The following is a 21771-nucleotide window of genomic DNA, read 5'->3' as shown; positions in this document are numbered from 1 at the left end:
GATGGACCGATGGCCCCCACCTCGACCCGTCCGCGGCTGCTCCCTTCGCTCCTCGTGGCGCAGGCGCTGCTCGTCGCCTCGCCGATCGCCACGCTCGACAACCTGCTGACATCGCCGCGCGCCCTCGGCGCCCAGGCACGGCGGGCGGACCTGCCGGCGACGATCGCGTCGGGCCTGCCCTTCGTCGTGGCGCTGCTGCCCGTCGCCATGGTCGCGGTCGCCGTCGCGGTCCGCCGCCGCACCCCCGGCTCGTGGATCGGCGCCGGCATCGTCTCGACCCTGGCGCTCGTCATCGCGATCGCCCCCGGCCAGCGCGGCATGACCACCGCGGCCCCGCTCGTGCACGGCATCCCGCTCGGGATCGTCGCTGCCGCAACGCTGCTCGTGCTGTGGCGGGCCCGCGGCGAGCGCACTCGCGAGCACGGTCGCTCGCGAGCCGGCCGGGTCACCGTCGCCGCCGCCCTGGCCTGGCTCCTCGCCCTCGCAGCCGTCGGCGCCACCCGCGACACCATCCCGATCGGCCCCATCGGCGCCGCCCTCAGCCCCGACCTCGAGGTGTCGTCCACGACCCCGACAGCGCCGCTCGACGGCGAGCCGGCCGCCCAGGGGAGACACCTGGCCGCCAACCCCGACAGCAACATCCACGGCGACGCGGCGATGACCGATGCCTACACCGACCGTGAGGTGCTCGACCCCCGCGGCGCCCGGGTCATCCGTCGTCACCTCGGCGGCGTGTGCGCCTCGATGCTCTTCGACGAGCACGTCCGCATCGTCGCGGTGTGCGTCAACGCCACCCGGGTGACGCTCAACGTGCTCGACCCGGACTCGCTCGAGGTCCTCGCCCGGGAGCACGTCGCCGACCGGCCCTTCCGCGCCGACTTCGCGACGAACTTCGCCGGGGGCGGATACGCCGTGCTCGACGACGAGCAGCGGGTCGTGCTGCCCACCTCCGACGGCCGGATCACCCGCTGGTCGGTCGCCGACTCCTCGGGCGAGCCGGCGATCGAGGCGGTCGACGAGTTCGACGTGACGTCAGGTCTGGCCGAGGGCGAAGGGATCAACTCCGCGGTGCCGGGCACGGACGGCGAGATCTGGGTTGTCGGCCAGCTCGGCTCCGTGGCCGTGCTCGACCCCGAGTCCGGCGACGTCGGCTCGACGCGCTTCGAGGACGCCGACATAGAGAACTCCTTCGCCGTCGGCAGCGACGGACGCGCCTGGGTCGTCACCTCGCGCGAGCTCGTCGCCCTGCGCGCCGACGGCGCCACCCCGCAGGTCGTGTGGCGGCAGACCTATGACGCCGGCACCCGCCGCAAGCCCGGCCAGACGAGCCGCGCCTCCGGCACCACGCCCACCCTCCTGCTCGGCGAGCGCTACGTCGCCATCACCGACAACGCCGACCCGCGGATGCACGTCGTCGTCTACGACACGCGGCGGGGGCTGGGCAGCCGGGAGCACTGCCGGGTCCCGGTCTTCGCCCCCGGGCGCAGCGCCACGGACAACTCGCTCATCGCCATCGGGTCATCCCTCTTCGTCGAGAGCAACTACGGCTACACCCTCTTCGACGCGACCTTCGGCCGCTCGACCGAGCCGGGCATGACCCGCATCGACGTCACCGACGACGGCTGCGAGCAGGTGTGGGCCAACGACCAGATCCGTACCCCGTCGGTCGTCTCCAAGGGGACCGCGGCAGGGGTCATCGCCACCTACACGAAGGGGGAGTCCGTCGCCGGCATCGACGCCTGGTACTTCACCGCGGTCGACGCGACGACCGGCGAGGTCATGTGGCGCCGGTTCGCCGGGACCGGGCCGATGGTCAACAACCACTACGCGGCGATCTACGTCGGGCCCGACGGCGGGCTCTACGTCGGCGCGACCGGCGGGATCGTCGCCCTGCGCCCCCGGACCTGAGCCCTACGCTGAGGACCCATGGCCGACGTGACGATCACCCACCGCCCCGACGAGTCGCGCTTCGTCGCCGAGATCGACGGCGCCACAGCGGGTTTCGCCGAGTACCAGCTGACCGACGACCTCTACGTCTTCACCCACACCGAGGTCGACCGCGCCCACGAGGGCCTCGGCGTGGGTGGTGCCCTCGCCCGCGCCGCACTCGACCACGTGCGGGCCGAGGGCCGGCGCAAGGTGCTGCCGGTCTGCCCCTTCATCGAGGGCTGGATGGCCCGGCACCCCGACTACCAGGACCTCCACTTCAAGGCGCGCTCGACCGCGACCGACTGACCGGCTCAGGGGCGACGCAGGTCGACCGGCAGGGCCTCGAGCAGGCGCAGCCACACCTCGCTCGCGTCGGGGAAGCTCGGCACCGCGTGCCGCAACAGGTGCACCGGCACCTGCCCGGTGATCGCGATCGTCGCCGCGTGCAGCAGCTGCCCGGCGTCGGTGCCGACGAAGGTCGTGCCGAGGACGAGCCCTGTGGCCCGGTCGACGACGAGCTTCGCCCGGCCGGGGGCGTCGTCGCGCAGCAGGGCTGCCCCGCCGACCTGCGCGAAGGGGACCTCCGCCACCTCGACGTCGTGCCCCGCCTCGCGGGCCTCGGACTCGGTCATCCCGACCCGCGCCACCTGCGGGTCGGTGAAGACGACCTGGGGGACCGGCACCCCGTCGGGCACCGGGAGCGGCTCGCGCCCGGTGGCCGCGGCTGAGATCGCGTCCCCGACCACCCGCGCGCGGTACTTGCCCCAGTGGGTCAGCGGCGCCTCGCCGCTCGCGTCACCCACCGCGTGGAGCCACTCGGGCAGCCGCCCCTCGAGTACGTCGTCGGGGGAGAGGCCGACCGCGTCGAGGCCGACATCGCCCAGTCGGGGGCGGCGCCCGGTCGCGACAAGCACCTCGTCGGCCTCGACCTCGCCGTCGTCGGTGACGACCGTGACCGGGCCGCCGTGGACGCGGCCGACCCCGGTGTCCCGAGCGTCCGGCCGGCGGCAGCCGGTGGCCGACGTCGAGAGCCGCACGTCGACCCCCTTCGCCCGAAGTGCCTGTGCGACGACGCTGCCCGCGAAGGGCTCCTGACCGGCGAGGAGGGTGTCGCCCCGCACGAGCATCGTGACCTCGCTGCCGAGGGCGGCCATCCACGTCGCGGCCTCGACGGCCACGACCCCACCACCGACGACGACGAGCCGCCCCGGGACCTCGGCGACCGCGGTCGCGTCACGAGAGCCCCACGGGTGCGCGTCGGCGAAGGGCGGCGGGACCACCGGCTCGCTGCCGGTGGCGATGACCACCGCGCGGCGGGCCCGCAGCCGGAGCGGGCCGTCGTCACCGGTCACCTCGACCTCGCGCTCGCCGACGAGACGAGCGTGGCCGCGCAAGGCCGTGATGCCCAGGCCCTCCGCCCAGCGGACCTGGCCGGAGTCGTCACGGCCGCCGACCCAGGTGTCGCGGCGGGCGAGCAGGCCCTCCGGTTCGACCTCGGCGGTGGCCACCCCCTGCAGGTGGGCGGTGGTGTCGGCAACGGCGATCGGGCGCAGCAGCGCCTTGCTCGGGATGCACGCCCAGTAGGAGCACTCGCCGCCGTAGAGCTCGCCCTCGACGAGCGCTGCGGTGAGGTCGGTGCCCTCGATGGCGTACTGCGCGACGTTTTCGCCGACGGGTCCGGCGCCGATGACGACGACGTCGTACTCGTGGGTCTCGGACATGCTGGCTCCTCGGGTGGTGGGGTGGCCGGGCGAAGGGAGGTCAGACCCAGTAGGTGTCGTGCCGGACCATGAACTCGGCGCGCTGCTCCTCGGTCATCTCCTCGCCGCGGGCGAGGGTCTCGAAGTAGTCCTCCCGCGGTGCCCCGGGGGCGAACATCAGCAGCATCGACGCGTGGTCGGACCCGCGGAAGCCGTGGACCCCGCCCTCGGGGACGTAGAGGAAGTCGCCGGAGGTCGCGGTGACCCACTCCCGGCCGTCGAAGAGGCGCACCTGCCCGGACAGGACGTAGAACTGCTCGGAGATCGCGCGGTGGAAGTGCGGGTCGGGCCCGGTCTCGATGTCGCCGAAGGTCCACCGGTAGAGCCCGAAGCGACCCTCGGTGCGCTCGCCCCGCGCGAGGTACTCGCAGGTCCCGCCGTTGCGATAGGTGATCTCCGGCGGCTCGTCGGCGCGGCGCACCCACGCGCTCGCCTCACCGTCCCCGGAGTAGGTGTCCGAGGGATATCTCCGGATGAGGGACATGGGTCCGGTCTACCACCGCCGGGCCGAGGCGGCCAGAGCCCACCGTCCGTCCGGTAACTCCGCAGGACCCCAGGGTCTTGCAGAGTTGGGCGAAGGGAGGAGCCGTCGCCGAACGAGCGGGTCACCGCTCGAGCAGGCCCTCCTGGCCGAACATCTGCGCCGTCGCCCGGGCGCTCGGCGTGCCGGCGTCGGGGTCGGCGCCGTGCTCGAGCAGGGCGGCGACGACCTCGGGCTCAGCCTTGAAGACGGCGCCGGCCAGAGGTGACTGGCCGCGGTCGTTGAGCGCATCGACGTCGGCGCCGCGGCGGGCGAGCTCGCGCACCGTCTCGGCGTGCCCGTGGTAGGCCGCGAGCATGAGCATCGTGTTGCCGGCGGGGTCGCGCAGGTCGACGGGGGCGCCGGCCTCGACATAGGCGCCGAGCCGCTCGGCCTGCCCCTCGCGGGCCCAGTCGAAGAGCTGGTGGGCCAGCTCGATCGCGGCGTCGTCCGGGCCGGGGGTCTCGTCGCTCATGACCCCAGTCTGGCCCGTGGGGCGCAGCCGGGCGGCGGAGCGTCGGCGCCGACCTCCGCCCGAGCGGGAGCCGGGCCGTGGGCGGGCCTTCCCGGGGGCGGGCGCAGCACCTACGGTGGTACCTGCGGGCAGTCAAGGGGACCTGTCGGAGCCGGCTCCGACGCAGCCCGCGTGCGGGAGGAGGGCGGAGCCATGAGCGAGCCTGCCCCTCTCGTGGCCGGCCGCTACGAGCGTGGCCCGGTCTTCGCCGGCAGTGCCGGGGCCGGAGTCGCCGGCGGGCGCCGCGAAGCGAACGAACCCACCGGGCGGTCGTGGCTGGCCCGTGACACCGTCCTGCAGCGTCGGGTGCTGCTCAAGGAGCTCGCCGCCGAGCCGGAGCGGGCCGACGAGGCGCTGCGCGCCGCCCGCACCGCCTCCCGCCTGAGCCACCCGCACCTCGTCGCGGTCTACGACGTCGTCACCGACAGCCAGCCGCCGCTCCTCGTCCTCGAGCTCGTCGACGGCCCGACCCTGACGGCGCAGGTGCGTGAGCAGGGTCAGCTGCGCCCGCACGACGACGCCGTCCTCGGTGCCCAGCTCGCCTCCGGCCTCGCGGCCGTGCACCGCGCCGGCCTCGTGCACGGCGGGGTCGGCCCGTCGAGCGTCCTCATCGGTGCCGACGGTGCTCCCAAGCTGACCGAACCCATCGTCCACGACCCCACCCTCACCGGCGAGCGTGGCCGGTCCGCCGACGTGTGGGCCCTCGGCACGACCCTGCGGGCGGTCCTCGCCGGCGGCGGTCGCGGCACCGAGCTCGGCGCGGTGCTCGCGGCGATGACGGCCAAGAACCCGTCCCGTCGCCTGACGGTCGACGAGGCCCACCGCCGGTTCGCGGACCTCGCCGACGAGCCGGAGGTCGACCCGGCGGTCGGCTTCGGGCTCTTCCCGTGGGCGGACGACGAGCCCGACGAGACGGTGGTCATCCCACGGAGCGAAGGGGGCTCCCGTCGCCCCGCGCAGCCGGTCACCGGTGTGGGCGCCGCGGGTGGCGCGGCCGGTACGGGCGGCGCGGCAGGGGCAGTCGGAGCGGCGGGTGCAGTCGGGGCGGCCGGCGCGACAGGTGCCATGGGCGCGGCCACCGGCGCCGGGGGGACCGGCGATGCCACCGGCGTCGTGGCCGGCGGAGGTGCGGCCGCCTCCCTTCGCCCCGGTGCGCGCCCGCGGCGGCGTCGCGGTGCCGGCCTCCTCGTCGCAGGTCTCGTCGGCGCGGTCGTGCTCGTGGCGGGCGTGGCCTTCGCCCTGACCCGCGAGGCGGACACGGCGATCCCGGTCGAGGTCACGACCACGACGACGAGTGACACGACGACCACCGGGACGCCGACGCGGACCTCGTCGACGACGCGCTCCACGACGACCCCTGCCCCGACCACGACGGCCCCGGTCGCACCGCCTCCGACGACGACAGCGCCGCCGGCCCCCACGACGACGCAGGCACCACCGCCGACGACCACGAGCGCCCCCCGGTCCACGTCGACGACCCCGTCGCTCACCACGACGACCACCACGTCGTCGTCGACCTCGACGTCGTCCACGACGGTGCCGCCGTCGTCCTTCACGGTCGCGCCGCCGACCACGACGACGCCCACCTCGACGACCCCGACGAGCACGCAGCCCACGACCACGGTCCCGACGACAGAGCCCTCGACGCCCCCGGCGACGAGCGACCCGACGACCCAGCCGTCCTCCGGCGGCTCGACGAGCCCGGCCCCGCAGACCTCCGACCGATAGCCGGCACCCCGGGCTCGCCACGCAGAGCTAGGGCAGCGCCTGCCCCTTCATCAGCCGCGACGAGTAGACGTTGGTGATCCGCACGCCGTCGAGCCAGGCGGTGAGCCGCTCCGCCTCGACGGCGAGAGCGGACCTCCCTTCGCTCCCGAGGTCGGTGCCCGGGCACTCGACGACGGACACGACGCCGTCGTCGTCCTGCACCCACGCGCCGACGATGCGGCCGTCCCACCAGGCCGTGGTGCCGCCGTTGCCGTTGCTGTCGAAGAGCAGCTCGCGGTGGGCAGGGTCGAGGTACCAGTCGCGGGCCTTCCACCCCATCGTCGTGGGGTCGAGCGTCGGCAGCAGGGCCGCCCAGGGGCCGACCTCGGCGACCGGCTCGAGGTCGTCGGGCAGCAGCCACCCCGTGGCGCCACCCTCGAGCCCCACCTCGACGGCGCCGACGTCCGCGAGGGCCGCGCGGGTGGCTCCCTTCGTCGCCCCGAGCCACCACTGCACGTCCTCGGTCGTGCCGGGACCGAAGCGCTCCAGCCACCGGCGCACGAGCTCGGCGTAGCCGGCCGCGAGGTCGGGGACGGCGGGCTCCTCGCCGAGCCAGGAGTCCATGAGGGTCCACGCGGGCTTCGACAGGCGCCAGTGACCGGCATTGGGCCCGCGGGTGATCCGCCCCTGCGCCCCGAGCCAGGTGAGCACGCGCGGCGCGAGGTTGAAGGTGCCGCCGTAGCGCTTGCCCTCGTTGATCGTGATCGCCCCGCTGAGCTCCGGCAGGTCGGCGCGCAGCACGGCGGCCGGGAGCGCCTCGCCGCCGTCCAGTCGTCGCTCGACGGCGGCTCCCGCCGTCTCGAGCCAGGCCGCACCGTCGTCGGCGATGCCGTGCCGCGTGGCGTCGCGGGCGACGAGCCGGTGCTGCTCGGGCGCGATCCGCTCGCGGGCCACGGCGAGCGCCGCCGGCAACAGGTCACGGGGGAAGGCGAAGAGCGTGCGGCGCATCGCCAGCTGCTTGACGATGCCGCGGTCGTCGTAGAGCGCCGTGTCGACGTCGAAGGGGGTGACCCCGGTGGTGCGGGCGCCGACGGCCAGGTGCACGGTCGCGGCCTCGGTCGCGTGCAGGCAGACGACCGAGCGGGCCGCGCCGACGACGTCGGGTGCGTGGTGGTCGGGGTGCAGTGCGTGCCGTGTCGCCAGGCGGGCGCGGCGCTCGGCGTCGCCGACGGTGCGCATCACGCCCGACGGCCGAAGGCGAGGAAGACCGGGTAGTCGCGGTCCTGCTTGTGCACGTGGCCGGCATCGCCGACGGTCACGTCGACGAAGCCAGCTGACGCGAGCCGGCTCGCGACCTCGGCGCGGTCGAAGCCGTGGTGCCCGCCGAAGTCGTGGTCGTGGAAGCTGCCGTCCTCGCGGTCGAGGTCGGCGACGGCCACCCACCCGCCGGCGTCGAGCAGCTCGGCGAAGCCGGCAAGGACCCCGTCGAGCTCACCGACGTGGTGCAGGACGTTGGAGGTGACCACGAGGTCGAAGCGCTCCGTGGGCACCGGCTGGGTCTCGAGGTCGAGGTCCCACACGCGCGTCGGGGACGGCAGCGTGCCGCCGGCCACCTTGTCGGCGAGCACCTGCCGCATCCCCGAGGAGCTGTCGGCAACGGTCACCTCGACCTCCGGCAGGTGCGGCAGCAGCGCCGTGGTCACGAGGGCGGTGCCGGCGCCGTAGTCGAGCAGCCGCAGCCGCGGACGAAGGGGGACCCGCCCCGCGATCGCCGCCGCCACCTCATTCGACTGACGCACCTTGTCGGGGTCGTCGTCCCAGGTCGCGGCCGTGTCGTCGAAGTGCTTCGCGTCCCCGTCGTGCCGGTGGCCGTGCTCGTTGTCCGCTTCGCCCATGGCCCCACCCTGCCAGCAGCCACCGTCAGCCAGCACCTTGCGAAGGGGGCTTCCCGCCCGGCCCGGGTGGGTATATCTTCCGACCATCGGCGCGCCCGTGGGGGGAGCGCCTTCGCCGTTTCGTCATGGGGAGAGCAGACGTGCGCACCACCATTGCCAGGACCACCATCGCCGGACTCGTCATGTCGGGAGGCCTCGCGCTGACCTTCGCCACACCGGCGACGGCCGCCGTGCCGAGCACCCTGTGCGACGCGGGCACGACCTTCGCCGTGACGAGCGCCGAGGGCGTCGACGCCGCGCTCGTCAGCTCGGTGCGCGAGGCGCTCACCGCTCGCGGGCTCTCGGCGGCCGACGGCGACGCCGACGTCACGGCCGTCATCGCGCCGGCGTCCGAGGTGACGAAGGGCGGCGACGCGTCCGTCATGGCCGTCGCGCTGATCGCGGGTGAGCCCGACCCGTCCGCGACCGTGGAGGGGCGCGACTGGGCCCGGGCCGCGTGGACCGACGGGGCGACCCCGGTCAACACGCTCCTCGACGCCTCGTGCGGGGCGGTTGCGCCCGACGCGGCGGACGACGCCCCGGCCCAGGACAGCGAGACCGACGGCTCCGTCCCCGCCGCTGCCGAGGAGGCCTCGGCTGCGGACGCCCAGCAGGCGGCACCGGTCGTGGCGCCCCAGGCCGCTCCGGCCGCTGCCCCGCAGGTGGCCGCCCCGGCTGCTGTGCCCCAGGCGGCTGCCCCGGCAGCTGCTCCTGCTGCGCCGGCGGCCAAGGTCCCCGCGGCCAAGGTCCCCGCGGCCAAGGTCCCCGCGGCCAAGGTGCCGGCTGCCAAGGCTCCGGCGGCCAAGGTGCCGGCTGCCAAGGTGCCGGCTGCCAAGGTCCCCGCCGCAAAGGCCCCCGCCGCCGCGCCGAGCCGGTCGTCCGTCACCGTGTCGGCCTCGTCGGCCGCACCCTCCGTCACGACCGCTGACAAGGACTGCCCCGACTTCTCCTCCCAGACGGAGGCGCAGACCTTCTTCACCCTCCACGGTGGCCCGGCCATGGACCCCCACCGCCTCGACGCCGACAACGACGGCATCGCGTGCGAGACCTACTTCGGCACCGACGGCTCGGACGCGGCGGACCGCACCCAGGCGCGCACGATCAACGCCGGTGTCCCCGACGTCGCCGGACCCAACACCCTGGGCCTCGTCGGTGGTGGCCTGCTGCTCCTCAGCGGCATCGGTGTCGCCGTGCGCGCCCGTCGCGCGGACTGATCCGGCGGCAGCACCCTGAGACGACTCGCCCTGCTGCTGCTCGCGCTCGCCCTCGTCGTCGGGGGTGCCGGGCTCGTCTGGTGGTCGCTCGCGGGAGGGGAGGAGCCCGCGGCGGCGCCGGTCCCCAGCCACACCTTCGCGGTGGCATCGCCGACCCCGGACCCGACCCGCACGGCGACCGTCGCCCCGATCCCGGACGACTCGACCTCGTCCTCCAGCGCCTCGGCCAGCACCTCGACGAGCGCGAGCGAGGGCCTGGTCATGTCGCCCGACCGGATGGGGCCCGAGCGCCTCTACGTGCCCTCGCTCGGGATCTACGCCAGCCTCGACGGGGTGAAGTTCAGCGGCGGGTCCCTCGACATCCCGCGGGAGCCGTGGCGGGTCGGTCGCGACGTGTGGTCCGCCCCGCTCGACGCGGGCGCGGGCACGACCCTGCTCGCGGGGCACGTCGACCTGTCGGGGACGCCGGGCGCTCTCGCGCGGCTCAGTGACGCCCGTCCGGGAGCGCTGGTCCACGTCACCGACGGCGCGGGTCGTCGGTCGACCTTCGTCACGACGAGCCTGCAGAGCTACTCCAAGGTGTCCTTGCCCCGCTCGATCTTCGCGGTCGACGGCCCCCGCCAGCTCGCCCTCGTCACGTGCGGCGGCCCGGTGATGACGATCGACGGGGAGCAGCACTACCGCGACAACGTCGTGCTCACGGCGGTGCCGGCGAGCAGCTGAGCGGCCTTGGCGGGGCCCGTCCGGGCCCCGACTCAGCGCTTCGCGTAGAGCCCCTCGATCGCCTCGGCGCGCTGGGTCTCGATGACGTGGCGCCTGAGCTTCTGCGTCGCGGTCATCTCGCCCGACTCCTCGGTGAAGTCGTCGTCGAGGACGACGAACTTCTTGATCCCCTCGGCCTTGGAGACCAGCTCGTTGGCCTCGTCGACGACGCCCTGCAGCTCGGCCTGCGGGTCGGCGGGGCGCTCCGTCTCCGGGTCGAGCGTGATGAGCGCTGCGACGAAGGGCCGTCCCTCGCCGACGACCATCGCCTGGGAGACGAGCGGGTGGGAGCGCAGCACGTCCTCGAGCGGACCGGGCACGACGTTCTTGCCGCCCGCGGTCACGATGATCTCCTTGGCCCGGCCGGTGATCGTCAGATAGCCCTCGTCGTCGAGCGAGCCGAGGTCACCGGTGGCGAACCAGCCGTCGACGATCGACGACCGCGTCGCCTCGTCGTTGCCCCAGTACTCGTCGGTGACGACGGCGCCGCGGACTTCGATCGCCCCGTCCTCGCCGATGCGCACCTCGTTGCCCGGCAGCGGCCGGCCGACGGTGCCGACACGCTGCTGGCCGGGCCCGTTGACGGTGATCGCCGCGCAGGTCTCGGTCAGGCCGTAGCCCTCGTGGATCGGCACGCCGACGCCGCGGAAGAAGTGGCCGAGGCGCTCGCCGAGCGCCCCGCCGCCGCTGATCTCGTACATCGTCTCCCCGCCGAGGGCCGCGCGGACCTTGGCGTAGAGCAGCCGGTCGAAGACCGCGTGCAGCACCCGCAGCCGCAGCCCGGGGCGGCCCGGGCGCGGGTCGTCGCCCACGGCCCGGCTCCAGTCGATGGCGACCTGCTCCCCCTTCGCGAAGACGGCGGCGGAGACGCGGCGCCCGGCCGCCTTGGCGCGGATGCCGGCGTGCACCTTTTCGAAGACCCGGGGTACGCCGACGACCATGTGCGGACGGAAGGAGCCGAACTTCTCGACGATCGTCGAGAAGTCGGACCAGAAGCCGACCGTGGCGCCGGACTGCGCGGCGATGTAGGCGACGGAGCGGGCGAGCACGTGCGCCATCGGCAGGAACATCAGGATGCGGCGGCCGGGCGCCCCGACCTCGCCGATCGGGTGTGCCAGGCAGCCCGCGACCTCGGCGGCGAGGTGCCGGTGGGTGAGGACGACCCCCTTCGGCCGACCGGTGGTGCCGGAGGTGTAGACGATCCCGGCGAGGCCGTCGAAGGTCACTGCGTCCCGGCGCGCGTGCACCTCATCGTCGGCCACGGTCTGACCGCGCTCGGCGAGGGTGGCGAGGGCGCCGTCGTCGATGACGAGGACCTCGACGTCGAGACCGGTGGCCAGCTGTGCCATCGCCGGCGTCTCGACGAGCAGGACCCGCGCGCCGGAGTCGCGGACGATCCACTCGAGCTGGCTGCGCGACGACGACGGGTAGACGGGGACGGTGCCGGCCCCGGCGTTCCAGATCGCCTCGTCGAGCAGCAGCCACTCATAGCGGGTGTCGGCCATGAGCGCCACACGGTCACCGGCGGCGACGCCGCTTGCGACGAGTCCCCGGACCGTCGCAACGAGGCTCTCGAGGTGCTCTCCGGCGGTGATGGTCTGCCAGTCGCCGTCGACGACGTGGCTGAAGGAGGGATGCTGCGGGTCCTCCTGCGCCCGACGCCAGGGACGAAGGGGGAGCAGGTCGCGGTCGGTGAGCTCGAGGGCTTCGCCGGTGGCGTGGGTGGCGGGCACGGATGACCTCCTGAGGCGACTACGCGTGTAGAAAGGGCCAGTGTCTCACGCGCCTCCGGCTCCCGAGCACGACGAAGGCCCCGACCGTGGCGGTCGGGGCCCTGTCGTGCGAGCCGCTCGGGAGCGGCCTGCGGTGGTCGCTCAGAAGCGGCCGTAGGACACGTCGTCGGTCCAGATGTCGCGCTCCTGCACCGGCGACTCGGAGTTGCCCGCGTCGATGATCTTGCCGTCGCCGGCGTAGATCCCGTTGTGGTACGCGGGGTTGCCGAAGAAGACGATGTCACCGGGCTGTGGGTTGGAGACCGGGGTGGCTGCAGCCTGCTGCTGCTGCGTCGTGCGCGGGATGTCCTTACCCGCCTTGTCGTAGACGTACTGCACGAAGCCGGAGCAGTCGAAGCCCGCGGTGGTCGTGCCGCCGTAGACGTAGGGCGTGCCGGTGAGGCTGCGCGCGGTGTTGACGATCGACGAGTCGGAGGCCGGGGCGCTGGCCGAGGCCTGGGCGGTCTCGGCGGTGCCACCGTCCGCGGACTGGGCACCACCGGTCGAGCTGGAGCCGCCGCCGGTCAGGCCCAGGGCGGAGCCGGTCTCGGGGCCGACGATGCCGTCGGCCGACAGACCGTTCTTGGCCTGCCAGCTCTTCACGGCCTGCTCGGTCAGGGACCCGAAGACGCCGTCGGCACTGACGCCGACCTTGTCCTGGATCTGCTTGACGACGCTGCCGGTGTCGCCGACGCGCACGTGGTCGGAGAAGGAGGTCGAGCCGCTGGGAGCGACGGAGTTGCCGGCGCTCTGCGCGCCGCCGGTCGAGGCGGTCTGCGAGGTGGCCGGGGCCGGAGCCTCGGGGCCGCCCTGGGCTGCCGCGCTCGTGGCGGTCATCGTCGATGCCCCCAGGCCGAGAGCCGTGGCGGCGAGGACGCCGGCGCCCGTGCGCTGTGCCGCAGAGCGGTGGGCGCGGGGGGCGGCGTGACGTGCGGTGTAGAACATGGTCATGCTGTCTCCTCTCGCCTGCGGAGTTAGCTGTCGGGTTGGGATGGAGACCATCCCGCCCTTCGACCGGGCGATGCCCCGCCGTAGGACTTCACCCCGAGGCCGTGTGGCCAGAGGTTGGGTCCTCCGCTCCTACCGGTGCTGCTGGGGTACCCCGTCGAGGTGGTAGGACTCGGCGTCCTCGACGGCGTCCCGGCAGTGGCCGGGACCGCGTTCGACCATAGGTCATATAGTCACGAAATGGTAACGCGGGTGGCGAAACCCGTTGTGCACCAATGACGCAGGGGCAGCAATGACGAAGGGGGCCCCGACCGTGATGGTCGGAGCCCCCTTCGTCGTGGGGTGCTGGGGTCAGCGGACGCGGCCGTAGGTCACGTTGCTCGTCCAGATCTTGCGCTTGGTCGTGTCGACGCGCGCGTTGCCGGCGTCGTACATCATGCCGTTGCCGGCGTAGATGCCCATGTGCCAGGCCGGCGCGCCGAAGAAGACGAGGTCGCCGGGCTGCGGGGAGTAGACGCGGGTGGTGGCGCGACGCTGCTGCTCGGCCGTGCGCGGCAGGCTCTTGCCGTGGCGGGCGAAGACGTACTGGGTGAAGCCCGAGCAGTCCCAACCGGACCGCGAGGTGCCGCCGTAGACGTAGGGCGTGCCGACGAGGCTGGCCGCCGTCGACAGGACCGAGGAGCCGGCGACCGTGCGCGTCGTGGTGCGCGAGGTGGTCGTCGTGGTGCGGCTCGAGCTCAGGCCCATCTTGGTGCCGGTGCGGGGGCCGACGATGCCGTCGGCGACGAGGCCGTTGCGGCGCTGGTAGCGCTTGACCGCGGACTCCGTCATGGGGCCGAAGACGCCGTCGGCGCTGGCGCCGGTGCGCCACTGGATCTGCTTGACGACGTAGCCGCGGGCGCCGCGACGGACGAGGCCCGAGAAGCTCGCGGTCGACGTCGCGGACGACGCCGACGAGATGGAGGCGGCGGACGGGGCGCTCACGGTGGCGGGTGCCGCGCTCGCGGCGGGCGCCGTGGCGGCGGCGGTGCCGAGGCCGACGGCGGCGACGGCCACCAGGCTGGCGCCGGTGCGCTGGGGGGTCTTCGTGCTCGGGGCGCGGTGGCGCCCGGCGTAGAACATCGACATGGTCTCTCCTCCGCCTGCGGAGTTAGCTGTCGGGTTGGGATGGAGATGAGCATCCCGCCCACCGGTCGTGCGACCGCGTGGACTTCACCCCGAGGCACTGGGGCCGAAAAAATGGGTCCCCCGCTCCTGCCGTGGCGTTCAGGGACCACCCGGCTGGCAGGACTCGGCGACCTGGTGGTGACCCCGCAGTGTGGGGTCGAAAAGAAGAGTAGGGCATCGGGACACGGTTTGGTAACGGCCCTGTGGAGATTTTTCTGGACCCGGGCGCGCCTGCCGTGCCGGCGTCGTCGGCGGGGCGTGGAGCGGGGCGTGCGACCGGCCGACCGGGGCCTCAGTCGGTGCCGTGGACGGCCCGGTGCAGCTGGGCCATCTCCTCGTCCATCCGGGCCGCCGTGGCGGCCGCGTCCGTGATCCGCTGGCGCAGGTGGGCGGGCACGTCACCCTCGTACTTGTAGAAGATCTTGTGCTCCGTGCTCGCCCAGAAGTCCATGGCCACGGTGCGGAACTGCACCTCCACCGGCACCTGGACGGGCCCCGACGAGAGGAAGACCGGGATCTCGAGGATGACGTGCAGCGACCGGTAGCCGTTGGGCTTGGGGTTGGCGATGTAGTCCTTGACCACGCGCACGGAGATGTCCGCCTGCTCGGTGAGCGCCGCCATCAGCCGGTAGACGTCGGCGACGAAGGAGCAGATGACGCGCACGCCGGCGATGTCGGTGATGTGCTCGCGCAGCGCCGCGATCTCGAGCGGGACCTCCTGGCGGGCCGCCTTCTCGAGGATCGACTCGGGGCTCTTGACCCGCGTGGAGATGTGCTCGATCGGGTTGTCGAGGTGCAGCTCGGCGAACTCCTCGCGCAGGATCTCCAGCCGCGTGGCCACCTGCTCCATGCCGAAGCGGTAGCCGAGCATCATCCGGGTGAAGTCCTCGCGAATCTGCGCGAACTGGCGCAGGGACGCGTCGGAGAGCTCGGGCAGGCCAGAGGGCTGGGCGGCGCTGGTCACCCGGCCAGCGTAGGCAGGTCCCCTGAGAGGCAGGTGTGCGTCGGCGCGTGGCGCTGGGACGAAGGGGGAGTGGGCCGGGCCGCGTCAGCGCCCACCGCGACGGATACGGTCGGAGCAGGACCACCCGAGGAGCCACGATGAGCGAAGCCCACGCCGAGAGCCTGCGAGAGCTCGTGACGAGGTACCTGAGCGAGCAGACACCGGACAACCTGGCCGCGTTGCGTCACGCAGTCCGGTCGTCGGCCGGCTTCGACCCCGACGTCGACCTGCGCGAGGCCGTCCCGCTGCTCGAGGCCGGCCGACACCGCGAGGCGCTCGACGCGGTCCGGGCCAAGATGCCCGGTGCCGCCCTCAACCCCTCGGCCCACCTCCTGCTCGCCGCAGCCCACGAGGCGCTGGGTGACGACGCCGCTGCCCGGCGCGAAGCCACCCTGCACACGCTGTCGGTCTCGAGCGTGCTCGCCACGGGCGACGGCACGCAGGAGCGCCCGTGGTCCGTCCTGCGCGTCGCCGACGAGTACGACGTCATGCGGGCGAAGGGGGTGACCCCCCGCCGTCAGGCCACGCGCACCGTCGACGGTCGGGTCGTCGACGTGCACGAGGTCGTCGACGGTCCGGACGTGTGGTTCGTCCTCGACCCGGCATGATCGGCCCCGCCCCGTTGCTGCCGATCATCACGGAGCGGCTGCTCCTGCGGCCCTACACCCACGACGATCTCGACGCCAGCCTCGCGTACTACGGCGACCCGCAGGTGGCGCGTCACCTGCTCGAGCCACCGTGGACCCCGGCGGTCGCCCGGGAGCGCATCGCCGAGCGCGTCGAGCGGACCGGCCTCGACGGACCGAGGCGGGCGCTGGCACTCGTCGTCGAGCACGAGGGGCGGGTCGTCGGCGACGTCGCCGTGTGGGCGAGGGACGCGACCGGCGCCACCCGCGAGGTCGGATGGTCCTTCCGCCCCGACGTCGCCGGGCAGGGCTTCGCGACGGAGGCCGCTGCAGCGGTCCTCGACCATGCCTTCGACCACCACGGCGTGCACCGCGTCGTCGCCGAGCTCGATGCCCGCAACCTCGCCTCGGCCGCGCTGTGCGAGCGCCTCGGCATGCGGCACGAGGCCACCCACCGGCAGGACCTCTTCAGCAAGGGCGAGTGGACGGACACGCTCGTGTACGCAGCGCTCGCGAGCGACCGGCCCCGTGACGTGGGTGACGCCATCGTCGTCAGCGCCGTCGACCTGCGCGATGCCACGGGGAGGGTGCTCACGGTGCGCAAGCGCGGCACCGCCGCCTTCATGCACCCCGGCGGCAAGCCCGAGCAGGGCGAGACCGCCGCGGAGTGCGCGCTGCGCGAGGTCGAGGAGGAGCTCGGCCTCGTGCTCGACGCGGAGCGGCTCGAGCTCGTCGCCGTCCACCGGACCGCGGCCGCCAACGAGGCGGGGCGACCGCTCATCGCGAGCGTCTTCCGCCACCCGCACCTGTCGGACGTCACGGGGCCGGTCGTGCACCCGGCCGGGGAGATCGACGAGGTCCGCTGGACGGCCAGCGACGAACCGCTGCCTGACGACGTCGCGCCGCTGCTGCGCTGGCTCGTCGCCCGGGAGGCGTGAGGGTCAGCCGGACTCGGAGGCCTCGAGCAGTCGGTCGAGCTCCTCGGGGGTGAGCTCCTCGGCTCGGCGACGCTCCTCCTCGAAGGCATCGGCCTCGAGCGGCTGGTCGACATATCCCTGCGGGTCCTCGTCCCACTCGGTGTAGTCGCCTTGGTTCTCGTGCCAGGCCTCCACCTCTTCGGGCGTCACCCCGTTGTCGTACGTCGGCTCGACGCCGCGCCAGTCCTCCCACCAGCTCGTCGTGCCATCCTCCACGGCCTGCTGCTGCATGGCGTGGCGGGTCTCGTGCGACGCGGTGTTGAGCACGTCGGGGTCGGCGAGGTTGGTGTCGTCGATGACGACCCGGCCGCGACCGCCGTTCCACAGGTTGGGGTCGTAGTACTCGCCGGCCAGGTCCTTCGTGTTCTTGAAGGTGACGATCGGTGGCGGCTCGATGCCGTACTCCTCCGCCTGCTCGAGGACCATCTGCTCGAGGATCGCTCGACGCTCGTCGTCCGTGTAGGTCTCCCACTGCGCCGCGACCTCGGGCGGGATCTCGCCGAGCTGCCCCTCGAGCGGGTCGTCGGCGGGCGGCGGCGGTGCGGCCGGCGCGGTGAGCTCGTTGGTCAGGGGCAGATCGGTCAGGCCGGTGACGATCGGCGCCCGCAGCCCGGCCAGGGCGTCGGGCGATCCCGTGCCGAGCGCACGCCCCGCGCTCACGCCCGCGATCGCCCCGGTGCGCCCCGCGCTCGCACGCTCCTGCTCGTCGGCCTGCTGCTGCAGGCCGGTCGCCATCGCGCGGCACGTCGCCTCCGCCCGGACCAGGGCGGACTGGGCGTCGGGCCACGCGTGCGCGAAGCCCTGCGCGTCGAGGCCCGACCAGTTCGCGAGCAGTGTTGCCAGCAGCCCGGTGCCCCGATGGGTGATGCCCTGGAGGTGCTCCGCACTGTCGGCGAGCTGCTCGCTCACCTCGCGCATCCGCTGCGGGTCCCCGCCCTGCGTCACGGCCACGTCCGCTCCCTTCGTCCGTGACCGACGCTATCGAGCCACCGCGACCGTCCTCGATGGGGAGCGCTCCCCACCGCGGCAGGCCACCTCCACTGGCAGGGTGGGTCCGACCGGACGGAGGGAGTGTCATGAAGGTCGTCGACCCCAGGGGCCGCACGTGGCGGGTGTCGCGGCGGTGGATGCCGTGGCGGCGCAAGAGCCGCGTCGGGGACTGGGCCGACGTGCCGACCGGCGGCGGACTCGGCGACGACCCGATCAGCGCGATCATCGGTGTCTTCCTGCTGATCCTGATCATCCCCTTCGTCATCCTGTCGATCGTCGTGGCCCTCGAGATGCTGCTCCTGCTGCTCGTCCTCCCCTTCGCCCTGCTCGGCCGGATGGTCTTCGGCCGGCACTGGCACGTCGAGGTGCGGGACGGCTGGGAGTTCGCGTGGGAGACCGAGGCCGGTGACTGGCAGCAGAGCGGGCGGGCGATCGAGCACATCGCCGAGGGGCTGCGTCGCGGTCTGGTCCCCTGGCAGGCAGCGGATCCGGCTGCGGCACAGGCCTCCTCGCACCCTCCGGCGACGGGGGGACCCCCGCCCGGGCAGCCGCCCCCGCCGCCGGGCGTCAGGCGAGGGTGAGGAAGAGCTTTTCCATCGCGGCGCGGTCGTCCTCGTCGACCCCGTCGGGCGAGGAGAGGCACTCCCGCAGGCCCGAGGAGACGATGGCGAAGCCCGCGCGGTCAAGGGCGCGGCTCGCTGCGGCGAGCTGGGTCACGACCTCCTTGCAGTCGCGCCCCTCCTCGATGAGGCGGATGACGCCGCCGATCTGACCCTGGGCGCGGCGCAGTCGGTTGACGACCGGGCCCATGTCCTCCATGTCGAGGGTGACCATGTCTCTCTCCTTCGGGGTTGGTGGGTCAGGAGACCCTGCTCGGCAGCGAGGCCAGAGCGGTGTCGAGGCGGGTGCGGGCGTCGGCTGCGACGTCCTGCAGCTGCTCATTGTCCGTGACCCCGACCATCATGTCGGGGTCGAGGGCCTCGACGACGGTGCGGGCGTCGCCGTCGGCGCGCACGACGACATTGCACGGCAGCAGGAGCCCGATCGAGGGCTCGTGGGCCACCGCCTGCTGCGCCAGCTGGGGGCGGCAGGCACCGAGGATGACGTAGGGGGCGAGGTCGGCGTCGACCTTCGCCTTGAGCGTGCCGGCGAGGTCGATCTCGGTGAGGACACCGAAGCCCTGCTCGGCCAGCGCCTCGCGGGTGGCGGTGAGCGCCTCGTCGAACGGTGCGTCCACAGTGGTGCTGATGCCGTACTGCATGTCATCTCCCTTCGGTCCGTGGCCGGGCGGGCCACTGTTGACAGCATACCCCTAGGGGTATTAATTTGTCACCCATGGAGCCCACGATCATCACCATCGAGACCCCGAGCCTGGGCGACCGTTCCTACCTCGCCCATGACGGCGACGTCGCCTTCGTCGTCGACCCCCAGCGAGACATCGACCGCGTCCTCGCGGCTGCCGACGAGGCCGGCGTGCGGATCACCGACGTCTTCGAGACGCACATTCACAACGACTACGTAACCGGGGGGCTGGCGCTGGCACGCCGCCTCGGTGCCCGCTACCACGTCAACGCCGAGGACGAGGTCTCCTTCGGCCGCGAGCCGATTCGCGACGGCGACGTCGTGGAGGTCTCCCCGGTGATGCGGGTGCGGGCCATCGCGACCCCTGGTCACACCTTCACCCACCTCTCCTACGCGATGGAGAGCGCCACCGACTCCGGCGCCACCGACTCGGCCGTCTTCACCGGCGGGTCGTTGCTCTTCGGGGCCGCTGGTCGCCCGGACCTGCTCGGCCGGGACCACACCGGCAATCTCGTGCGCCACCAGTTCGCCTCGATCCACCGTCTCGTCGACGAGCTGTCCGAGTCCGCCGAGGTGCTGCCGACCCATGGCTTCGGCTCCTTCTGCTCGGCCGGGTCCACCGGCGGAGCGACGGAGTCGACGATCGCCGAGGAGAAGCGGCGCAACCCGGCGCTCACCCAGACCGAGGAGCAGTGGGTGGCCGACACCCTCGCGGGCCTGGACGCCTACCCGGCCTACTACGTCCACATGAGCCCGGCCAACGCCGCGGGGCCCGACGCAGCCGACCTGAGCGCCCCCGAGCGGGCCGACAAGGACACCCTCGCCCAGCGCATCGACGCCGGGGAGTGGGTCGTGGACCTGCGCACCCGCACGGCCTTCGCGGCCGGACACGTGGCCGGGACGCTGAGCTTCGGGCTGGACGGGCAGTTCTCCACCTACCTCGGGTGGCTCATCCCCTGGGAGGCGCGGGTCACGCTGCTCGGTGAGACCTCCGAGCAGGTCGCCGAGGCCCAGCGGGAGATGGCCCGGATCGGTCTGGACCGGATCGCCGGTGCCGCCACGGGTCCACCACAGGACTGGACCGACCGGCCGCTGGAGACGTTGGAGACCGCGGCCTTCGCCGACCTGTCCCAGGTGCGCCACCACCGGCCCGTGCACGTCCTCGACGTGCGCCTCGCCGGGGAGTACGCGGACGGTCATGTCGAGGGCGCGCAGAACGTGCCCATCGGCGAGCTGCTCGACCGGTTCGACGAGATCCCCCAGCGCGAGCTGTGGGTCCACTGCGGCAGCGGCTACCGGGCCTCGATCGCCGCGTCGCTCCTCTCCGCCCGAGGTCACCGCGTCGTCCTCGTCGACGACGCCTTCGACAACGCCGGCGCCGCCGGCCTGCCCATCACCGACTGATCACCCGAGACCCGAGGAGACCCTCCATGTGCCGTCAAGCGAAGTGCCGCGTCTGCGGCAAGACCACCTGGGCCGGCTGCGGCCAGCATGTCGACCAGGTGATGGCCGGCGTCCCGCGCGCCGACCGGTGCGCCGGTCACGACCAGCAGCGCTCGTCGAGCGCGTCCGGTCATTCCGGTCAGTCCGGTCAGTCCGGACAGGCCGAACAGTCGGTGCCGTCGATGCTCGGTCGCCTCTTCGGCCGCGGCTGACCCGGGCCCAGCCGACCCGGGCGCGAAGGGGAGGCCCGCTGGCCTCCCCTTCGCGCGGCTACTCCATCGCCGCACGCGTCCCGCCCGAGGCCGGCGTGCGCCAGACGGAGGCGTCCGCGACCGGGAAGCGCCGGCCGGTGACCTCGTCGGCGCGCACCCGGACGAAGCGGTCCTTGCGGCCGGCCTGCCACGGCTCGAGCGGGAGGTCGGCGCTGTCGATCACCGCCTCCACGTCGGTGATCGTGTGGGCGCGCCCCTTGACCACGACGCTCCACGCGCGCCCCGTCTCGGGGTCGAAGCCGTCCGCCTCGATGGCCACCGGGGCGTCGCTCATCGCCGCGTGGGCCTTCGTCCCCTCGCCGGTGCGGAGGACGACGCTGCCCTGGTCGACCACGATGTTGACCGGGAAGATCTCCGGGTGACCGTCGACCACGACGGCGAGCCGCCCGATCGGGACCTCCCGCATCAGCGACCAGCAGGTGTGTGCCTCGAGCGTCTCCACGGTGTCCGTCGACTCCATCTGTGCCGTCCCTTCTCCGGTGTCCACGGTCAGGCGATGCCGACCGCGTCGAAAGCCGTGGCGACCGCCGCGACCTTGGTCTCCCGCTCGGCGGCGGGTCGTGTGCGCAGCAGCGAGCGGGCGCTCGCCACGGATGCCGCTCGGGCGTCGAGGAAGCCCGACGTCCGGGAGAGTCGCTGGGTCAGGGCACCGAGGCTGGTCAGCGCGTCGTCCTGGTGCCCCTCGAGGTATGCGCGGGCTGCGGACTCGGGGTCGAGCCGGGCGGTGAGCTCGGGGTCGAGCGATCGGGTCACCGGCTCGGGGGCGATGCCCGCGGGCGACGAAGGGGAGTCCTCCCACACGTGGATCGAGCACCTGCTCAGCCCGTCGGGGCGGCGATCGTCGGGCATCGCGGGCTCCTTCGTCGATCACCTCATGTTATGGCCGGAGCGCGGCTCGCGGGAAGGGGTGCGCAGCACCAGGAGGGCGCCG

24 protein-coding genes and 2 riboswitches are annotated in these 21771 nt (G+C 73.5%); of the genes, 10 read left to right on the top strand and 14 right to left on the bottom strand.

Annotated elements, in window-relative coordinates:
* The first annotated feature begins 9 nt into the window (after positions 1–9).
* Both ACQBJO_RS16530 and ACQBJO_RS16525 read left to right on the top strand, forming a co-directional pair.
* Entirely contained in the window at positions 10–1908 is a 1899-nt protein-coding gene (locus ACQBJO_RS16530; RefSeq protein ID WP_421007824.1) for a hypothetical protein, read from the top strand.
* A gap of 18 nt (positions 1909–1926) precedes the next feature.
* Positions 1927–2235, top strand: coding sequence for a GNAT family N-acetyltransferase (locus ACQBJO_RS16525; RefSeq protein WP_255184768.1), 309 nt, complete (start codon positions 1927–1929; stop codon positions 2233–2235).
* A gap of 5 nt (positions 2236–2240) precedes the next feature.
* Here the strand turns inward: ACQBJO_RS16525 and ACQBJO_RS16520 are convergent, their stop codons facing one another.
* The 3 genes from ACQBJO_RS16520 to ACQBJO_RS16510 form a co-directional block, all read right to left on the bottom strand.
* Positions 2241–3650 (bottom strand): dihydrolipoyl dehydrogenase family protein, encoded by a 1410-nt coding sequence (locus ACQBJO_RS16520; protein WP_421007825.1) that lies wholly within the window; start codon positions 3648–3650, stop codon positions 2241–2243.
* A 40-nt stretch (positions 3651–3690) separates the two neighbouring features.
* Positions 3691–4173: a cupin domain-containing protein gene (locus ACQBJO_RS16515; protein ID WP_421007826.1), complete on the bottom strand. Its 483-nt coding sequence runs from the start codon at positions 4171–4173 to the stop codon at positions 3691–3693.
* A 121-nt stretch (positions 4174–4294) separates the two neighbouring features.
* The gene (locus ACQBJO_RS16510; protein ID WP_421007827.1) at positions 4295–4684 is read right to left on the bottom strand and encodes an ankyrin repeat domain-containing protein; all 390 of its coding nucleotides are present in this window, start codon (positions 4682–4684) and stop codon (positions 4295–4297) included.
* Between the two features lie 192 nt (positions 4685–4876).
* On the opposite strand from ACQBJO_RS16510, the gene ACQBJO_RS16505 reads away from it, so the two are divergent.
* Positions 4877–6451 (top strand): serine/threonine-protein kinase, encoded by a 1575-nt coding sequence (locus ACQBJO_RS16505; RefSeq protein WP_421007828.1) that lies wholly within the window; start codon positions 4877–4879, stop codon positions 6449–6451.
* A 27-nt stretch (positions 6452–6478) separates the two neighbouring features.
* On the opposite strand, the gene ACQBJO_RS16500 is transcribed toward ACQBJO_RS16505, so the two are convergent.
* Complete coding sequence (locus ACQBJO_RS16500) at positions 6479–7669, bottom strand: winged helix DNA-binding domain-containing protein (protein WP_421007947.1); 1191 nt, start codon at positions 7667–7669, stop codon at positions 6479–6481.
* A complete protein-coding gene (locus ACQBJO_RS16495) occupies positions 7669–8325 on the bottom strand; it encodes a class I SAM-dependent DNA methyltransferase (RefSeq protein ID WP_421007829.1) in 657 nt (218 codons plus the stop codon). Before ACQBJO_RS16495 ends, ACQBJO_RS16500 begins: the two co-directional genes overlap by 1 nt.
* A 140-nt stretch (positions 8326–8465) precedes the next feature.
* On the opposite strand from ACQBJO_RS16495, the gene ACQBJO_RS16490 reads away from it, so the two are divergent.
* A complete protein-coding gene (locus ACQBJO_RS16490) occupies positions 8466–9578 on the top strand; it encodes an excalibur calcium-binding domain-containing protein (RefSeq protein WP_421007830.1) in 1113 nt (370 codons plus the stop codon).
* A 141-nt stretch (positions 9579–9719) separates the two neighbouring features.
* Positions 9720–10301 carry a class F sortase gene (locus ACQBJO_RS16485; protein WP_255184761.1) on the top strand — a complete coding sequence of 194 codons (582 nt, stop codon included), beginning with the start codon at positions 9720–9722 and terminating at the stop codon, positions 10299–10301.
* A 32-nt stretch (positions 10302–10333) separates the two neighbouring features.
* On the opposite strand, the gene ACQBJO_RS16480 is transcribed toward ACQBJO_RS16485, so the two are convergent.
* From ACQBJO_RS16480 to ACQBJO_RS16465, 4 genes are all read right to left on the bottom strand, one after another.
* Positions 10334–12073 (bottom strand): AMP-dependent synthetase/ligase, encoded by a 1740-nt coding sequence (locus ACQBJO_RS16480; RefSeq protein WP_421007831.1) that lies wholly within the window; start codon positions 12071–12073, stop codon positions 10334–10336.
* Between the two features lie 141 nt (positions 12074–12214).
* A complete protein-coding gene (locus ACQBJO_RS16475; RefSeq protein ID WP_421007832.1) occupies positions 12215–13063 on the bottom strand; it encodes a C40 family peptidase in 849 nt (282 codons plus the stop codon).
* Positions 13060–13248, bottom strand: a riboswitch (cyclic di-AMP (ydaO/yuaA leader). (Overlaps the previous gene by 4 nt.)
* Positions 13249–13411: 163 nt before the next feature.
* A complete protein-coding gene (locus tag ACQBJO_RS16470; protein WP_421007833.1) occupies positions 13412–14188 on the bottom strand; it encodes an NlpC/P60 family protein in 777 nt (258 codons plus the stop codon).
* A riboswitch (cyclic di-AMP (ydaO/yuaA leader) is annotated at positions 14185–14367 on the bottom strand. (Overlaps the previous gene by 4 nt.)
* 152 nt (positions 14368–14519) lie before the next feature.
* Positions 14520–15191, bottom strand: a complete 672-nt coding sequence (locus ACQBJO_RS16465; protein WP_421007834.1) for a GTP pyrophosphokinase — start codon at positions 15189–15191, stop codon at positions 14520–14522.
* A 137-nt stretch (positions 15192–15328) separates the two neighbouring features.
* Between ACQBJO_RS16465 and ACQBJO_RS16460 the strand changes: the two genes are divergently transcribed.
* Both ACQBJO_RS16460 and ACQBJO_RS16455 read left to right on the top strand, forming a co-directional pair.
* Complete coding sequence (locus tag ACQBJO_RS16460; protein ID WP_421007835.1) at positions 15329–15838, top strand: DUF4919 domain-containing protein; 510 nt, start codon at positions 15329–15331, stop codon at positions 15836–15838.
* Entirely contained in the window at positions 15835–16794 is a 960-nt protein-coding gene (locus tag ACQBJO_RS16455) for a GNAT family N-acetyltransferase (RefSeq protein WP_421007836.1), read from the top strand. Before ACQBJO_RS16460 ends, ACQBJO_RS16455 begins: the two co-directional genes overlap by 4 nt.
* A gap of 3 nt (positions 16795–16797) precedes the next feature.
* Here the strand turns inward: ACQBJO_RS16455 and ACQBJO_RS16450 are convergent, their stop codons facing one another.
* Positions 16798–17784, bottom strand: coding sequence for a WXG100 family type VII secretion target (locus tag ACQBJO_RS16450; protein WP_421007837.1), 987 nt, complete (start codon positions 17782–17784; stop codon positions 16798–16800).
* Positions 17785–17909: 125 nt separating this feature from the next.
* Here ACQBJO_RS16450 and ACQBJO_RS16445 point away from each other — a divergent pair, with 125 nt between their 5' ends.
* Positions 17910–18404, top strand: coding sequence for a hypothetical protein (locus ACQBJO_RS16445; RefSeq protein WP_255184755.1), 495 nt, complete (start codon positions 17910–17912; stop codon positions 18402–18404).
* Here the strand turns inward: ACQBJO_RS16445 and ACQBJO_RS16440 are convergent.
* Positions 18391–18657: a metal-sensitive transcriptional regulator gene (locus tag ACQBJO_RS16440; protein WP_007923848.1), complete on the bottom strand. Its 267-nt coding sequence runs from the start codon at positions 18655–18657 to the stop codon at positions 18391–18393. The two genes, ACQBJO_RS16445 and ACQBJO_RS16440, sit on opposite strands and share 14 nt — an antisense overlap.
* A 25-nt stretch (positions 18658–18682) precedes the next feature.
* Positions 18683–19084, bottom strand: coding sequence for a DUF302 domain-containing protein (locus ACQBJO_RS16435; protein WP_421007838.1), 402 nt, complete (start codon positions 19082–19084; stop codon positions 18683–18685).
* A 74-nt stretch (positions 19085–19158) separates the two neighbouring features.
* On the opposite strand from ACQBJO_RS16435, the gene ACQBJO_RS16430 reads away from it, so the two are divergent.
* Together ACQBJO_RS16430 and ACQBJO_RS16425 are read left to right on the top strand one after the other, a co-directional pair.
* Positions 19159–20529: an MBL fold metallo-hydrolase gene (locus ACQBJO_RS16430; protein WP_421007839.1), complete on the top strand. Its 1371-nt coding sequence runs from the start codon at positions 19159–19161 to the stop codon at positions 20527–20529.
* A gap of 26 nt (positions 20530–20555) precedes the next feature.
* The gene (locus ACQBJO_RS16425) at positions 20556–20780 is read left to right on the top strand and encodes a hypothetical protein (RefSeq protein WP_421007840.1); all 225 of its coding nucleotides are present in this window, start codon (positions 20556–20558) and stop codon (positions 20778–20780) included.
* 58 nt (positions 20781–20838) lie between these two features.
* Here ACQBJO_RS16425 and ACQBJO_RS16420 read toward each other — a convergent pair whose 3' ends face one another.
* Both ACQBJO_RS16420 and ACQBJO_RS16415 read right to left on the bottom strand, forming a co-directional pair.
* Positions 20839–21300, bottom strand: coding sequence for a pyridoxamine 5'-phosphate oxidase family protein (locus tag ACQBJO_RS16420; protein WP_421007841.1), 462 nt, complete (start codon positions 21298–21300; stop codon positions 20839–20841).
* A 29-nt stretch (positions 21301–21329) separates the two neighbouring features.
* On the bottom strand, positions 21330–21689 hold the full coding sequence (locus ACQBJO_RS16415; RefSeq protein WP_421007842.1) for a hypothetical protein: 360 nt from the start codon (positions 21687–21689) through the stop codon (positions 21330–21332).
* Positions 21690–21771: the final 82 nt, after the last annotated feature.

The sequence above is a fragment of the Janibacter zhangyanbonis genome (genome assembly GCF_050507325.1).
Lineage (GTDB): Bacteria > Actinomycetota > Actinomycetes > Actinomycetales > Dermatophilaceae > Janibacter.
This window is presented reverse-complemented; position numbering and strand designations above follow the sequence as displayed.